The organism is Bifidobacterium oedipodis (assembly GCF_012932425.1).
GTDB classification, from domain to species: domain Bacteria; phylum Actinomycetota; class Actinomycetes; order Actinomycetales; family Bifidobacteriaceae; genus Bifidobacterium; species Bifidobacterium oedipodis.
Window position 1 is genome coordinate 1 of the sequence record NZ_JAAIII010000001.1, and the last position, 16,200, is coordinate 16,200.

Sequence of the window (16,200 nt, forward strand, 5' to 3'; positions counted from 1 at the left end):
CCGGCGCCCGTGGCGTTGTCGATCACCAGCACCCGCGGAACCATGCCGATATGCTCGAACACCACGGCGAGACCGTGGCACAGGCATTCCGCGGTCTCACCCGGCAGCGCCACCACGCAGCGCATGTCGGAGTAAGGGAACGAGACCGCCAGGAAATGCGTCACGACCTCCACGCCGGCCACCACGGCCCTGGCCTGGCCGAAATCGGCCTGCGCGCACCCCGGCGCCCATTCCAGCTCCGCGAAGCCGTCCGATTCGTCCGCGTGCGCCACGCGCCAGCGGTGGACCCAACGCTGCACCGAGGGATACTCGCCCGGGAAACCGCATTCCGCGACGAGCCTCTCATGCACGCGCACGGCCGTGTGCCGCTGCTTCACCGGCAGGCGCAGATCCGCGGTAAGCCAGCCGTCCACGATGTCGGCCCAGCCCTGGTCCACCAGGGAGCGTCCCGTCCCCGATCCGCCGGATCGGGGCGAGTAGTCGTCCTTGTTGGCGTACTTGACCACCGTGGTCCGGGACAAACCCAGCTCCCTGGCGATCCGCGAATGGTTCATGCCCTTCGCCTCCAATTGCCTGATAGTCTGTTGAACACGCATCGGTGTCGTCATTCCTTTCCTCCCGAGAACCTCGAATGGTTGTTAGCACTCGGGAATCTACCAAGGAACCGGCATCGGTGCCCTCATCCGCATCCGACGCCATCCGCCGACACCGTACAAAATGAACGCAGAAAGTGTTCACGAATCAGTGCAGACACCGACCAGCATTATTTGAACACAGACAGTGGCTGCGCTGCCATATCGCGATGTACGCTTGGTTCGGCGGATCCACGCCCCGTCTGGTGTGCGACAACCTCAAGACCGGCGTGATCAGACACCCGCGTGAGGGCGAGGTCGTATTGAACGACGCGTACCGGGCCATGGCCGAGCATTACTCCGCCGCCGTGCTGCCCGGACGGGTCAGGAAGCCGAAGGACAAGCCGTCCGCGGAGAACACCGTGTGGCACGCGACCATGGCGCTGATCGGCGCGATGCGCGACCGCGAATTCACGTCGTTGGACGAGTTGCGCACGGCGATACGCGCCTGGCTCAGGGAATACAACGCGCGCCCGTTCCAGAAACGCGACGGATCCCGGCTGTCGGTGTTCGAATCGGAGGAGAAGCCGCTGCTCATCGCGTTGCCGCCATTGCCGTACGAGGTGGCGGACTGGGTCTATGGCCGAAGGGTGCAGGCCAACTGCCACGTCTCCTACGCGCGCAACTGGTATTCCGCCCCGTACTCGCACGTCGGCTCCACGGTGGACCTCAGGATCGGCGCGAACACGCTCGAAATCTGGCACAAGGGCGTCAGGCTCTGCACGCACCGCCTCCTGCCCGGCACCGCCTCCAACCGGTACTCGACGAACGAGGCGGACCTTCCCGGCAAGACCATGTGGAGGCAATGGGACCGCGAACGCTGCGAGCGATGGGCGAACCGGATCGGCCCCGACTGCGCGACCGTGATAGGCAGACTGTTCGCCATGGAACGCCTCGACGAGCAGGGCGTCGAACCCGCGCTGGCGGTCTTGCGCCTGTCGAAACGGTATTCCGCGCGACGTTTGGAGAAGGCGTGCGCATTGGCGTTGGGGTCGATCGCCTCCCCCAGACATTCGCATATCAGGCCGATCCTCGAATCCGGGCAGGACCTCACCGGTGAGATCCCCGACGGAAGCGTCGGCGGTGCCGAGACCGGCGGCTGGGTGCGCGGCGGCGACTACTACGCGAACATGGGAAGGTGACGGGCAATGATCATCGACACCGAGACCAGACGCAAGCTGCGCGAGATGGACGCCCAGGACCTCCTCGCCGCGTTCGAACGCCTCGACGAACGGACCACCATGCCATTGAGCCACGCGGAGGTGGTCAGGATCGCGGTCGACAACGCGCACGCCACCCACATGGACGCCAAGATCCAACGGCTGGTCAAACGCGCCGGACTGCGCTACCCCCAGGCCGACCTGCGAACCATCGACCTCATGGAGGAACGCGGACTCGACCGGGGCTCGATCGCCGGCCTCGACGCCGGCAACTACCTCGAACAACGGGTCAACATCGTGTTCCAGGGAGCCACCGGATCAGGCAAATCTCACCTATTATGCGCGTTGGCGAAATCCGCGTGCCGAGGAAGATACCGCGCGGCCTACATCCGCATGCCCGACCTCGCCGAACAAGTCCTGACGGCGGCGGGCAAGCCGGGCGGCGTGCCCAAGCTCGTGCGCAAATACGCCACCTACAACCTGCTCGCGATCGACGAATGGCTCGTCGACAAACCCGACGAACCATTCAAACGCTTCCTCCTCGAACTCATGGAGCTGCGCTACGACACCGCCAGCACCGCGTTCGCCACCCAATTGGCGACCAAGGAATGGCACAACCGGCTCGGCGGCGACACCATCGCCGACGCGATCCTCGACCGCATCGTGCACAACACGATATGGATCGACACCGGCGAATACAACATGAGACAACGACACGGACAAACCACGCTCGACAACTAGCCAAACAGGCCGGTGGCATCCAACCAATCCGCCACCGGCCTCCCCACACCATACCCCCGGCCTTCAAGCACAATAACCAGTGACCTCAAACGCTACAAATACTCAACCGAACTGGCAAGAATCGCGAGTCAAGCGTATCAAGAAGGGCAGATGCTAATTCCCAGCATGTCCTCGAAGAACCACGTTTGCTTGTCAAGCGTATCAAGAAGGGCAGATGCTAATTCCCAGCATGTCCTCGAAGAACCACGTTTGCTTGTCAAGCGTATCAAGAAGGGCAGATGCTAATTCCCAGCTCGTGTATTGTGCCCAACCGCTCGTGGTCAAGCGTATCAAGAAGGGCAGATGCTAATTCCCAGCTTGTCCAACGTCAGACCATCGCCAGCATCAAGCGTATCAAGAAGGGCAGATGCTAATTCCCAGCATTAATGACGCCACGTGTGGCGCTTTCGCAAGCGTATCAAGAAGGGCAGATGCTAATTCCCAGCCTCTCCATACGTCTCGCTGCCGGTATGGCAAGCGTATCAAGAAGGGCAGATGCTAATTCCCAGCTGATGATTGGTCTCCTTGGTTTGGTTGGCAAGCGTATCAAGAAGGGCAGATGCTAATTCCCAGCGTCTCCCGTCAGTGGATGAATTGGACTCCAAGCGTATCAAGAAGGGCAGATGCTAATTCCCAGCGGTTCGCTGGCGATGCGGGTGAGCTGGGCAAGCGTATCAAGAAGGGCAGATGCTAATTCCCAGCCCATTTTTGGTTTTACTGCTTCTACGATCAAGCGTATCAAGAAGGGCAGATGCTAATTCCCAGCGCATCGTCTTGCGAAGGACGCTTCTGGACAAGCGTATCAAGAAGGGCAGATGCTAATTCCCAGCCATAGTTCGTTGCTTCACGGACGATAAACAAGCGTATCAAGAAGGGCAGATGCTAATTCCCAGCCGGGCCTCGCGGATGGTGATTCGCGCCGCAAGCGTATCAAGAAGGGCAGATGCTAATTCCCAGCCGACAAAAGCGCGGTGACCGTCTGGGAGCAAGCGTATCAAGAAGGGCAGATGCTAATTCCCAGCTCCATGGTTTGTCCTTTCGGTTTGTTTCCAAGCGTATCAAGAAGGGCAGATGCTAATTCCCAGCGTATTTGTAAGTATTTTGCAGCTAGGAATCAAGCTTATCAAGAAGGACGGATACTAAATTAGTTCCCTACACCACGGCTAAGCATGTTCGCACTGTTGCAAGCTTATCAGGCGGATACTAATTCCCATTTTCCAGCACTTCATTGAGAGTGATGAGTTAGGTATGATGATTACGATGTCATGCAATGATTGCTGGTCTTTGACTCTAATGCTTTGCTGAGGTACTGAGAAGTGAGGGGTTTGTTGTTGTATTGTAATAGCTCTTATGAAGGGATTGTTCCTGCGTGCAATTCGGGTGATGACATGCATGCGTATCCTGAAGCTTATTTGGCTGACGTGGTGGAAAATCAGGGGGGAAGCTATTCGATTTTGTAGCGTTTGCGTTTCCGGACAAGGATACGGTCGATTTCATTAATGCTTATATGAACAGCAAAACTCGAAAGAGCATTGACCAAGCGCAGGCTTACGTCAATACCATGAGTGCTGAAGAATTATGGGAGTATTTCTGTAAAACCGAAGGATATGTATTACGTCCAGGCGAAGCGCTTGCGGGGTTTATACCTGACTGGATAGGTGAATTCTATGCATATTACCAGTGGTATTACAATATGCCGAGTGCACAGGTGATACATAAAGTCCCGGTAGATTTCCTTGAAAAAGCTTATCATGGTCTTCATGATCTAGAGCTTGAACTTGCAGTGCGAAAAGTAGGCTGTGAATGACAAAAATCGTGTGCTTCTATAATCCCGATGAAGAGAATGATGTTTCGACAGGAACGATATCGGTCCTATCTGCGTTACGGGTAGTGGATTCGAGACTTTGCAGACATCTATCTGCGTTACTGGTAGTGTCAATTCACGCATATGCTGAGTATGTTTGGCGGAATTTCAAGGCTCGTACTCCAGACAAAGCCGAAAGCACACTACCAGTAACGCAGATAGATGTCCGCAAACACGTAAATCCACTACCCGTAATGCAGATAGCCTCCACAACATCAGTCAACTACCACGTAGGTGTCGGTCGAAGCCTGATCGTCGCCTATGGCGGAACGCAGATAGTCGCCATGGCATTAGTCAACTACCACCCGCTACCCCGACGTTTGTAGCAGCCGTGGAGTTACATAAGTAGTATGACTGAAAACATCGCCGATAAGGTCGTTAACGACACCCACGTCGTCAAGCAGTTCTCCAACGCCTTCAAGGAGCCTGTCGACGCCGACATCAACCTGTTTGATCTGCTTGACCGCCGCGCCCAGCGCGATCCTGACGGCAACATGATCGAATACAAGGCCGCCGACGGCTCGTGGCAACCCTACAGTGCTCGGGAATTCCGCGACAAGGTGATCGCGCTGGCCCGTGGCCTGATCGGACTTGGCGTTGGCAAGGGCGATTCGGTGGCCATCGTCTCGCGCACCCGCTGGGAGTGGACCGCGCTCGACATGGCGATCATGTCCATCGGCGCACTGACCGTGCCCGTTTACGAAACCAATTCCGCCGCCCAGGTCAGCTGGATTTTCAACGATGCCAAGGTCACACTCGCCATCGCCGAGGACGACGCGCAGCGCGACAAAATCGAATCCGTGCGCGATGAAGTGCCCGGACTGCGCAATGTGTTCGTTATCGAAGCCGGCGGTCTTAACGCCATCACGGCCTATGGCGCAAGTGTGACCGAAACCGAATTCTGGGAATACAAGAACGCCTCCCACGGCGATGACCTGGCCACCATCGTCTACACCTCCGGCTCCACCGGCACACCCAAGGGCGTGGAATTAAGCCACGGCAACTTCGCCGCTCTCGTGCTCGGCGCCCTGCAATACATGCCGCGTGCGGGCGCTTGGCCCGACCGCCGCCTGCTGCTGTTCCTGCCGCTGAGCCATGTATTCGCCCGCTTCATGGAATTCTTCAGCTTTGCCGGCACCATTTCGTTGGCATTGAGCTCCAATATGAAGACCATGGTCAAGGATTTCGAAACCTTCGGCCCCACGCTGCTGCTTGCCGTGCCGCGCGTGTACGAAAAGGTCTATAACGCCGCTTCCCAGCGTGCAGGCTCCGGCATCGCGGGCAAGCTGTTCATGCGCGCCGCCGAAAACGCCCGCGCTTGGTCCAGGGCCGAGCAACACGGCGAGAAACTGCCCATCACCGGCCGCATCGCCCACGCCTTCTACGAGCAGGTGGTGTATAAGAAGATCCGCACCATTTTCGGGCCGAACGCCGATTTCGCCATCACCGGCGGCGCTCCCATGGACGCGGAACTCTCGCACTTCTTCAACGGCATCGGCATGCCCGTGCTCGAAGGCTATGGCATGACTGAAACCTGCGGCCCGGTGTGCGTGAGCCTGCCGGAAGACAACCGTATCGGCACCATCGGCATGCCAATGTGCGGCGTGACCGCCGGCATCGCCGAGGACGGCGAACTGTTGGTCAAGGGCCCGCTGGTGTGCAAGGGCTACCACAACAATCCCGAGGTCACCGCCCAGCAGATCACCGATGGTTGGCTGCATACCGGTGATTTGGGCGATATCAGTGAGGATGGTTTCATCTCGATCACTGGCCGCAAGAAGGACCTCATCATCACCGCCGGTGGCAAGAACGTGTCGCCGGGACTGCTGGAGGCTGCCGTCATGACCTCTCCGGTGGTTAACCAGTGCTTGGTGATCGGCGATAAGAAGCCGTTCGTGGCCGCACTGGTCACCTTGGACTTGGCCGACGCGAACGCCTGGTTGGAATCTCAGGGAGCCAAGCCGGAGCCTGATCTGAACGCTCTTGCCGGCAACGCCATCGTGCACGCTGAAGTGGAACGCGCGGTGAACGCCGCTAACGACAACGTTTCGCGCGCTGAATCCATTCGTAAGTTCGAGATTCTGTCTGACGAATTCACCGAAGCCAACGGCATGCTGACGCCGAGTATGAAAACACGCCGCGCTCAGATTGTGCAGCATTACCGCGAGCTTATTGATACGGTGATTTACGTGCCGCTCAAGAAGCAGCAGAAGCAGTAGCGAGAGCAGCATCAGCAACAGAGGCGCTAGAATCAGCAGAAGTAGTAGAAGTGGTAAAGGAGAGAGCGCCCAATGGCGACCATTTTCATAGTCGATGACGACCAAGCCATCGGCGAAATGCTGAGTCTGGTGCTGGAAAACGAAGGTTTCCAGACCGTCACCTGCATGGATGGCTTGCGTGCGGTGGAAATGTTTCCCATCGTCAAGCCCGATCTGATTCTGCTTGACGTGATGCTGCCCGGCCTCGACGGCACCGAAGTGGCCCGTCGCATTCGAGAGACCTCGAATGTGCCGATTATCATGCTCACCGCCAAGTCAGACACGCTTGATGTGGTGGCCGGCTTGGAGACCGGAGCCGACGACTATGTGCCCAAGCCGTTTAAGGTTGCTGAGCTGTTGGCCCGCATTCGTGCGCGATTCCGCGTGGCCGCCGCGCCATCCGATTCCAGTGACCCGGCGAGCGTTGCGGATCGCATCGAGCGCGGCCCCATTGTGATCGATCGCATCGAGCACACCGCCACCAAGAACGGTGCCGATCTGAACCTCACGCCAATGGAATTCGCACTGCTGTTCATGCTTGCTGCCTCCGCAGGCGAGGCCATCAGTCGGTCCGCATTGCTCAAAAGCGTGTGGGGGTATGAGAATTCCGGTGACACTCGTTTGGTGAACGTGCATATTCAACGGTTGCGGGCCAAAGTTGAGGACGATCCGGAAAATCCGCAGATCGTCCAGACCGTGCGCGGCATCGGATATAAGTTCGTCACGCCCAAAAACTGACGGCGATGCGGGGACAAGCCGAAGATCATCCGGCCAATCGGCCCGATGACACGTCTGATGACACGTCAAAGGTTTCGCCAGGCCTCAAACGGGCTCGGCGATGGCTGCTGCCAGCACAGGGATGGGCGGAACTTGCGCCGGCGGATGCAGAATCGCAGCCGAAGTTGGAGACAAAACCCAGAACACGCACGCGCACTTTCAGCTTCGGCCGGCTGATTCGCCACGGCCGCACCGAGGTTCGCCGCTCGCTGCAGGCAAGAACCGTGGCGCTAACCGTGGCATTGACCCTGGCGGTGGCGGTGGTGTTCTCCATGGTGTCGCTGATTTCCGTACGCGCCTCGCTGCTGTCCCAAATCACCTCACAGTCGCGCGCGGACTATTCGAATATGGTTCGCCGCGCGCAGGCCAGTCTGGATGCCGCCGATGTGAGCACAACCGTGCAGATTCAGCAACTGGTGAATGACCTGGCTTCCACCTTGCAATCCGACGGCTCGTCGAATCTGGCGGGCATATACCTATGGAGTCGCGACTCGTCGTCGCGCGCCATCGTGCCGATTTCCACCGAGCCCACCTATGAGCGGGTGATTTCGGATGATATTCGTTCATCCGTGGCCTCCAACCTTGGCAGCAATGTTTTTTACCAGCCCATTGAATTGCCGGTGTCGTCGAATGAGTCGCAGGAATCAACACCCGGTGCGGTACTGGGCACCATGCTTGACTTTGGCATAGTCGGCAATCTTGAGTTCTATGCCGTGTATTCGTATGCCCTGCAGCAGGAATCGCTGATGCAGATTCAGGTCAATCTGCTGGCGGTATGCGTGCTGCTGAGTCTGGTTGTGGGCGTGGTAATGTGGTCGGCGATCCGCGGCATCGTGCGCCCGGTGGAACATGTGGCCGCGGCGGCGAAGAATATGGCATCCGGTGATCTCGATGCCCGTGTGACGGTGAACCGCAAAGACGAGCTCGGCGTGCTGCAGCAATCGTTCAACGCCATGGCAGTATCGTTGGGCCATACCATTGATGAGCTCGAAGCCGCCGGTGTTTCACAGAAACGTTTCGTCTCTGATGTCTCCCACGAGCTGCGCACGCCTATCACCACCATGCGCATGGCTTGCGACTTGCTGGAGATGAAAAAGGACGATTTCGACCCTGCGGCCCGCCGCACCGTCGAACTGCTGTCTGGCCAGATCGACAGGTTCCAGGATATGCTTGCCGATTTGCTGGAGATTTCCCGATATGATGCCGGTTATGCCGCGCTCGATTTGGTGGAAACCGATATTCGCGAGCCGCTGGAGGCCGCTGCCGGTCAGGTTGCCGGCATCGCACAAGCCAAGCATGTGCTGATTCACCAGTATCTGCCGAACGTGCAAGTACTGGCTCGTATCGATTCGCGGCGTGTGATTCGCATCGTGCGCAATCTGTTGGCCAATGCCGTCGATTTCGCCGATGATAAGCCTGTGGACATGCGCGTTGCGGCCAATCGCAAGGCTGTGGTGATTTCCGTGCGCGATTATGGCACCGGCATGGCACCGGATCAGTTGGAACATGTATTCGACCGGTTCTGGCGCGGCGATTCCTCACGTTCACGCATCACCGGGGGAACGGGATTGGGCCTGTCTATCGCCATGACCGATGCGCTGCTGCATCACGGCACCATTCGTGTGCGTTCGCGCAAGGGGGAGGGCACATGGTTTTTGGTGATTCTGCCGCGCGATCCCGACGCAGGTGCAGTTCCCGATGCAGATCTGCCGTTGAATTTCGCTTTCGACAGCCCTGATGACCTGCGCATCACCGGAGGATTCGGTGTGGCGCAAAGTCGCATTTCCGGCACCGACGAGACACGACGCGACACCATGATGGGAAGACCACTATGACATCGATTGCAACTCTTGCACCAAGAATCAAACGATTCGTCGCGGCAACCATGGTGTGCAGCTGTTGCCTGACCCTGGCCGCATGCGGCTATGGGCCTCTGGGCCTGCCCACCAAAGGCATGGTGCAGACGCTGGCACCCGTCGAACAGCAGACCCAGCGCGTATACACCAATCCTGAAGGCCCCGACGATAACGCGCCTCCGGAAGATATCGTCAGTGGATTTTACGATGCCATGCCGGCTGGCGTGCAGTCCGACGGCTATGAAGTGGCCCGTGAATATCTCACCAAGGCAGCCGCCGCCGATTGGAATGGCGATATTTCGGCGTTGGTATACGACGGTACTCCGGATATCCGCCGCCGTGTGAACGCAATGGGTTCGGCGCATTCCGATGACCGCTCGATGGTGGTGGAAGTCGACCTGAAAGTTGTCGGCAAACTCGATTCGCATGGATTGTATACGGCCTATGAAGGTGCGCAGGTAACAAGCCTGACGTATATGCTGGCCAAGGAGAGCAACCAGTGGCGCATTTCCGCGCTCGACAATGGCGTAGTGGTCTCCAAGGCCGATTTTGAGCAGGTATTCCGGCAGGTATCGGTGTATCAGGTTGATCATTCCGGCACTTGTGCGATTCCGGATGTGCGCTGGCTCAGCTGGCGCAACTGGCGCACCCAAGCCGTCAAGGAAGTGCTCGCCGATGCGTCGGATTGGCTCAGCGGTGTGGTGCGCGACCCGAATCCGGGCGATGTGCGCCTGGCCGTGAATTCCGTTCCAGTGGACGGCAGCACGGCCGAAGTGAACCTTGACGGCGCGTTCGCCGAACTCGACGAGGGGGAGCGGGCGCGGTTGGTGCGCCGCATTCGCATGACCTTGGGCGATGGCAGCACAGAGTATCAGATCAAGGTGCTGGGTGCGGGAGTTGACTATTCGGATGCGGACAGCGAACTGACGTTGGGCACAGAAAGCCTGCCAAGCAATGGCGTCTATACCCTGACCGGAGGGTATGTGGTGTCATTGTCAAGCTCAAGCCCGCTGCGCGTCGGTGAGGTGCCTGGCTACGAGCATGCGAAGGGTTTCGTGTTCTCGGCAACCGGTGGCGCAGTATTGCGCGAGAATCATGTTGTCGATTGTCTTGATGCCGATGGCAAGTCTTGCAACCAGCTGTTCTCCGGCGAACATATGAATGCGATCAGCGAGGGCATCGACGGCGAGATTTGGGGCATTGGCGCGGATGGCCGCACGCTGCATGTGTCGCGCAACGGCAAAGAAGCAGTGCTGAACGTATCGTGGCTGGATCCGGGGACCCGTATTGTTTCGCTGGCGGTTTCCCCAGAGGGCGCGCGCCTGGCTCTGGCAGTCGAAACCGATCAGGAGACTTCCGACCAGAACAATGCGCAGAAGTCCGGCGACGATGCCAATACAGACAAGGCCAATACAGACAAGGCCAATACAACGGATCAGACGAATGACGAGACAACCGAGAACGCTCATGCATCGGCCAGCGTGATGATGACCGGCGTGGCCCGCGATTCAGATGGCCTGCCAACTGCATTGGGCGGCGATGCCGTGACGGTAAGTGCGCAGCGCCATGTCACCATGCTGACGTTCTATAACGAACTTAGCTTGGTGTATGTCACCAAAGCCGGTCAGGATGTTGTGCAGGAGGGATTCCGCCAGATTACGCCCGGCCCGGCAAATACACAGCGTTTGCCGGATGCCGACGTGGTATCGATAGCGGCAGGGCAGATCGCCCAGGTTCGCCGATTGGCGGCACTCGATGATTCCGGAACCGTGCGTTCGGTGTCCGGCACGCTTGACGGTTCCTGGAGCATTGCCGACAGCCAGGTCGTCGCCTTGGGCGAACAATAGTAGGAGCTGCGCCGCAGCATGCCTAAGCCTTCCCCGTTGTTGAGCACTTTCCCCCCGATATGAGACACGCATAGACACGGTTCGTCGTTATCAAACTGTTATCGAGCTGTTATGGTTTCGTTACCATCTGAGATTGAACGACCCGTTCCCGCCAACCATAATGGAAGCCATCAGATGACAACCGTCATCGGGCAAAGGAACGGACCTTTGCGCAACGTACCCGAGGAGGAGTACAACATGAAGAATTGGAAGAAGGCCATCGCATTCGTCGTTTCCGGCGCGGCTCTGGTGTCTTTTGCAGCCTGCGGCTCCAGCAATGGCGACGCCGCTGACAACGGTAGCTCCGACAGCGGCAAGAAGACCGTCGGCTTCGTGGCAGTTGGCCCCGAGGGCGGCTTCCGCTCCGCCAATGAGAAGGATATCCAGAACGCCTTCAAGGATGCCGGCTTCGACCTGATTTATTCCCCGACCAGCAACTCTGATCAGTCCAAGCAGATTCAGGCGTTCAACAAGTTCGTCAACGACGAAGTGGACGCGATCATCCTGTCCTCCACCGAGGACTCCGGCTGGGATGACTCCCTGAAGAAGGCCGCCGAGGCGGAAATCCCGGTGTTCACGGTCGACCGCAACGTGGACGTCAAGGATGCCGAAGCCAAGAAGGCCATCGTCTCCCACATCGGCCCGTCCAACGAATGGTGCGGCCAGCAGGCTGCCGAGTTCCTCAACGAGCAGTATCCGGATGGTGCCAACGGTATCATCCTGGAAGGCATCGCCGGCCTGTCCGTGGTCAAGGATCGCCAGACTGGTTTCGATTCCAAGATCGCCTCCAACCAGAAGGTGCTCGAATCCCAGTCCGCTAACTGGTCCACTGATGAGGCCAAGACCGTGACCGCCGGCCTGCTTGACAAGTACAAGTCCGAGGGCATCAAGTGGATCTGGGCTCAGAACGATGAGATGGCTCTGGGCGCTGCCCAGGCTGTGGACGCCGCCGGCCTCAAGGGCCAGGTGACCATCATCGGTAACGATGGTACCGAAGCCGCTCTGCAAGCCGTGGCCGATGGTGATCTCGCCTTCGATATCGAATACAACCCGATCTTCGGCAAGGAGACCGCTCAGGCTGTCAAGGATTACCTGGATGGCAAGGACGTCGAAGCCAACATCGAAATCGACTCCAAGACCTTCACCAAGGAAGAAGCTCAGGCCGCTCTCGATTCCGGCGAGCGTCAGTACTGATCAACCTCTTCTCACGATTCAAATAATTCATAACTGATAAACCGCGAACAAGATGGTGTGCAGGGCTTCCCGCACACCATCGTTCGTATCGGCGCGAATTATCACAAAACGGTAACAATCCTTTTTGGTAAGGCAACGACATGACAGACAAGCAACCAATCGTCGTGATGAAAGGCATCACGATCGAATTCCCGGGCGTCAAAGCCCTGGACGGTGTCGATCTGCGACTCTTCCCGGGTGAGGTCCACGCCCTCATGGGCGAGAACGGTGCAGGCAAGTCGACGATGATCAAGGCCCTGACGGGCGTGTACAAAATCAACGCCGGCACCATCGTGGTGGATGGCAAGCCGCAGCAGTTCAACGGCACCCTCGACGCACAGAACGCAGGCATCGCCACCGTGTATCAGGAAGTCAACCTGTGCACCAACCTGACGGTGGGCGAGAACGTGATGCTGGGACACGAAGTGCGCGGTCCGCTGGGCATCAACTGGAAGAAGACGCATGAGGCGGCGAAGCAGTACCTCGCTCAGATGGGTCTGGAGAACATCGATCCGCGCACGCCGCTGAGCTCGATCTCCATCGCCATGCAGCAGCTGGTCGCCATCGCCCGCGCCATGGTCATCGACGCCAAGGTGCTGATCCTCGACGAGCCCACCTCGTCGCTGGACGCCAACGAGGTGCAGGATCTGTACAAGATCATGCGCAAGGTGCGTGATTCGGGCGTGGCCATCCTGTTCGTCTCCCACTTCCTTGACCAGATCTACGAGATCTGCGACCGCATGACCATCCTGCGCAATGGCCGCTTCATCAAGGAAGTCATGGTCAAGGACACCCCGCGCAACGAGCTGATCGGCATGATGATCGGCAAGAGCGCTGAGGAACTTTCCCAGATTGGCGCCAAGAAGGCACGTCGCGCGGTTGATGCCGGCGAAAAGCCGATCGTGTCGATCAAGCAGCTGGGCAAGAAGGGCACCATCAACCCCGTGGATCTCGACATCTACGGCGGCGAGGTTGTCGGCTTCGCTGGCCTGCTGGGTTCCGGCCGCACCGAACTGGGACGTTTGCTGTACGGTGCCGACAAGCCGGATGCCGGCGGCTCCTACGAGCTCAAGGGCAAGACCGTCTCCATCTCCGACCCCTACACCGCTCTGAAGAACAAGATCGCCTACTCCACCGAAAACCGTCGTGACGAAGGCATCATCGGCGACCTGACCGTGCGTCAGAACATGCTGATCGCCCTGCAAGCGACGCGTGGCATGCTCAAGCCGATTCCCAAGAAGGAAGCCGACGAGATCGTTGCCAAGTACATGAAGGAGCTCAACGTCCAGCCGCCGGATCCTGATCGTCCGATCAAGAATCTATCTGGTGGTAACCAGCAGAAGGTGCTGATTGGCCGTTGGCTGGCAACCCACCCGGATCTGCTGATTCTGGACGAACCAACCCGAGGCATTGATATCGGCGCCAAGGCCGAAATCCAGCAGGTTGTGCTTGACCTGGCCGAACAGGGCATGGGCGTGGTGTTCATCTCCTCCGAACTTGAGGAAGTCGTGCGTCTCTCCGACAACATCGAAGTGCTCAAGGACCGTCATAAAATCGCCGAGATCGAGAACGGTGACACCGTCTCTCAGCAGACCATCGTCGACACGATCTCCAATACGACCATTTCCACCGGAAAGGAGGCATGATGGCTGACACCAAGAAAAAAGCGGGAAACCCGATTATCAAGAAGCTGCTGGGCTCCAATCTGACCTGGTCGGTCGTCGCGCTGCTCGTTCTTATCGTCATCTGCACCGTTTTCTCCGATGGGTTCCTGTCGCTGCGTTGGAATGACAACACCGGCGGCCTGGCAGGCCCCCTGATCACCGTGCTGCAGGAATCCGCGCGCTACCTGATGATCGCAACCGGCATGACCCTGGTCATCTCCACCGCAGGCATCGACCTGTCGGTCGGCTCGGTGATGGCCGTCTCCGGCGCCGCCGCGATGCAGCTGCTGGTCAGCGGCGTCAACGTGTGGGCCGCCATCCTGCTCTCCCTGCTCATCGGTCTGGCCATCGGCTGCTTCAACGGCATGCTCGTCTCGGTTCTGGGACTTCAGCCGTTCATCACCACACTGATTATGATGCTCGCCGGCCGTGGCTTGGCAAAGGTCATCACCTCCGGTGAGAACACCGACGCTGGCTCGGTCGCCGGCAATGGCCCGCTCAAGTGGATGGCCAACGGCTTCATCCTCGGCATCCCGGCCAACTTCATCATCGCGCTGGTAATCGTCGCAATCGTGGCGCTTATCTGCCGCAAGACAGCCATGGGCATGATGATCGAATCCGTGGGCATCAACCCCGAGGCCTCCCGCATGACCGGCATCAAGCCGAGGAAGATCCTCTTCCTGGTGTACGCAATCTCCGGCCTGCTGGCCGCAGTCGCCGGCCTGTTCGCCACCGCATCCGTGATGCGCGTCGACATCTCCAAAACCGGTCAGGATCTGGAAATGTACGCCATCCTCGCGGTCGTCATCGGCGGCACCTCGCTGCTGGGCGGTAAGTTCTCGCTTGCCGGTTCCGCACTCGGCGCCGTGATCATCGCCATGATCCGCAAGACCATCATCACCCTCGGCATCGATTCGGCTGCAACTCCGGCCTTCTTCGCCATCGTGGTGATCGTGATCTGCGTGATGCAGGCTCCCAAGATTCATAACCTCGGCGCTGAAATAAAACGTAAACGCGCGCTTAAGGAACAAGCGAAGGCGGTGGCAGCATGACAACGGCAACTCGCAAGGCTGCAAAGGCCACGAAGGCCACGAAGGGATTCTCCTTCAATCCTCAGATGATCCCGACCATCACGGCCGTCGTCATCTTCATCCTCATGCTCGTGATGGGCCAGGCACTGTTCGGCACCTACGCCCGACTTGGCTTCTTCTCGTCGCTGTTCGTCGATCATGCCTACCTGATCATTCTGGCCGTGGCAATGACCCTGCCGATTCTCACCGGCGGCATCGATCTGTCGGTCGGCGCCATCGTGGCAATCACCTCGGTTGTCGGCGTCAAGATGACCATGGCCGGTGTGCCGGCGTTCGTCGCCATCATCGTGATGCTGCTGCTCGGCGTGGTGTTCGGCCTGCTGGCCGGCGTGCTCATCGAGGAATTCAACATGCAGCCGTTCATCGCCACCCTGTCGACGATGTTCCTGGCCCGCGGTATCGCCTCGATGATCTCCACTGACTCGCTGACCCTGCCGGAGGGCAACAACTTCGACTTCATCAGCCAGGACATCAAGATCATCGACCGTCCCAAGATCAGCCATGATCTTACGATCAACGTCGGCGTCATCATCGCCGTGCTCGTGGTGATCTTCGGCTATATCCTGCTGCACAAGACCCGCACCGGACGCACCATTTACGCCATCGGCGGCTCCCGCTCCTCCGCGGAACTGATGGGTCTGCCCGCCAAGCGCACCAACTACATCATCTACCTTGTCTCCGGCACGCTGGCGGCCCTGGCTTCCGTGGTGTACACGGCCAACGTCGGTTCGGCCAAGAACACCGTGGGTGTCGGCTGGGAGCTGGACGCCATCTCGTCCGTCGTCATCGGCGGTACCCTGATCACCGGTGGCTTCGGCTACGTGCTTGGCTCCGTGATCGGTGCTCTGGTCCGTTCCATCATCGACCCGCTGACCTCCGACTTCGGTGTGCCGGCCGAATGGACCACCATCGTGGTGGGTGCCATGATCCTGATCTTCGTGGTCCTGCAGCGTGCGGTGACCGCGCTGAGCGGAGATAAAAAATAGCCGGTTTCTTGTG

12 protein-coding genes and 1 CRISPR repeat array are annotated in these 16,200 nt (G+C 58.7%); of the genes, 11 read left to right on the plus strand and 1 reads right to left on the minus strand.

What is annotated here, in order from left to right:
• On the minus strand, positions 1-608 hold a 608-nt coding region (locus tag G1C95_RS00005; protein ID WP_169170916.1), incomplete at its 3' end, for a transposase.
• A gap of 122 nt (positions 609-730) precedes the next feature.
• On the opposite strand from G1C95_RS00005, the gene G1C95_RS00010 reads away from it, so the two are divergent.
• The 11 genes from G1C95_RS00010 to fruG all read left to right on the plus strand — a co-directional run bounded on the left by G1C95_RS00010 (position 731) and on the right by fruG (position 16,187).
• The gene (locus tag G1C95_RS00010; RefSeq protein WP_240947344.1) at positions 731-1,774 is read left to right on the plus strand and encodes a Mu transposase domain-containing protein; all 1,044 of its coding nucleotides are present in this window, start codon (positions 731-733) and stop codon (positions 1,772-1,774) included.
• Positions 1,775-1,780: 6 nt separating this feature from the next.
• The gene (locus G1C95_RS00015) at positions 1,781-2,533 is read left to right on the plus strand and encodes an ATP-binding protein (RefSeq protein ID WP_169170917.1); all 753 of its coding nucleotides are present in this window, start codon (positions 1,781-1,783) and stop codon (positions 2,531-2,533) included.
• Between the two features lie 129 nt (positions 2,534-2,662).
• Positions 2,663-3,658: a CRISPR direct-repeat array (repeat unit 36 nt; unit sequence CAAGCGTATCAAGAAGGGCAGATGCTAATTCCCAGC).
• A 421-nt stretch (positions 3,659-4,079) separates the two neighbouring features.
• The gene (locus tag G1C95_RS00020; protein ID WP_240947345.1) at positions 4,080-4,379 is read left to right on the plus strand and encodes a hypothetical protein; all 300 of its coding nucleotides are present in this window, start codon (positions 4,080-4,082) and stop codon (positions 4,377-4,379) included.
• A gap of 407 nt (positions 4,380-4,786) precedes the next feature.
• Positions 4,787-6,655, plus strand: a complete 1,869-nt coding sequence (locus G1C95_RS00025) for an AMP-dependent synthetase/ligase (protein ID WP_169170918.1) — start codon at positions 4,787-4,789, stop codon at positions 6,653-6,655.
• A gap of 72 nt (positions 6,656-6,727) precedes the next feature.
• On the plus strand, positions 6,728-7,432 hold the full coding sequence (gene mtrA / locus G1C95_RS00030; RefSeq protein WP_169170919.1) for an MtrAB system response regulator MtrA: 705 nt from the start codon (positions 6,728-6,730) through the stop codon (positions 7,430-7,432).
• Positions 7,433-7,437: 5 nt separating this feature from the next.
• A complete protein-coding gene (gene mtrB / locus G1C95_RS00035; RefSeq protein ID WP_169170920.1) occupies positions 7,438-9,306 on the plus strand; it encodes an MtrAB system histidine kinase MtrB in 1,869 nt (622 codons plus the stop codon).
• Positions 9,303-11,174, plus strand: a complete 1,872-nt coding sequence (locus tag G1C95_RS12455) for an LpqB family beta-propeller domain-containing protein (protein ID WP_240947346.1) — start codon at positions 9,303-9,305, stop codon at positions 11,172-11,174. The genes mtrB and G1C95_RS12455 overlap by 4 nt, the downstream gene beginning before the upstream one ends.
• A 237-nt stretch (positions 11,175-11,411) precedes the next feature.
• Positions 11,412-12,407 carry a fructose ABC transporter ATP-binding protein FruE gene (gene fruE / locus G1C95_RS00045; RefSeq protein ID WP_169170921.1) on the plus strand — a complete coding sequence of 332 codons (996 nt, stop codon included), beginning with the start codon at positions 11,412-11,414 and terminating at the stop codon, positions 12,405-12,407.
• Between the two features lie 140 nt (positions 12,408-12,547).
• On the plus strand, positions 12,548-14,092 hold the full coding sequence (fruK, locus tag G1C95_RS00050) for a fructose ABC transporter ATP-binding protein FruK (protein ID WP_169170922.1): 1,545 nt from the start codon (positions 12,548-12,550) through the stop codon (positions 14,090-14,092).
• Positions 14,089-15,162: a fructose ABC transporter permease FruF gene (gene fruF / locus G1C95_RS00055; protein WP_240947347.1), complete on the plus strand. Its 1,074-nt coding sequence runs from the start codon at positions 14,089-14,091 to the stop codon at positions 15,160-15,162. The genes fruK and fruF overlap by 4 nt, the downstream gene beginning before the upstream one ends.
• Entirely contained in the window at positions 15,159-16,187 is a 1,029-nt protein-coding gene (gene fruG, locus G1C95_RS00060; protein ID WP_169170924.1) for a fructose ABC transporter permease FruG, read from the plus strand. Before fruF ends, fruG begins: the two co-directional genes overlap by 4 nt.
• Positions 16,188-16,200 lie beyond the last annotated feature (13 nt).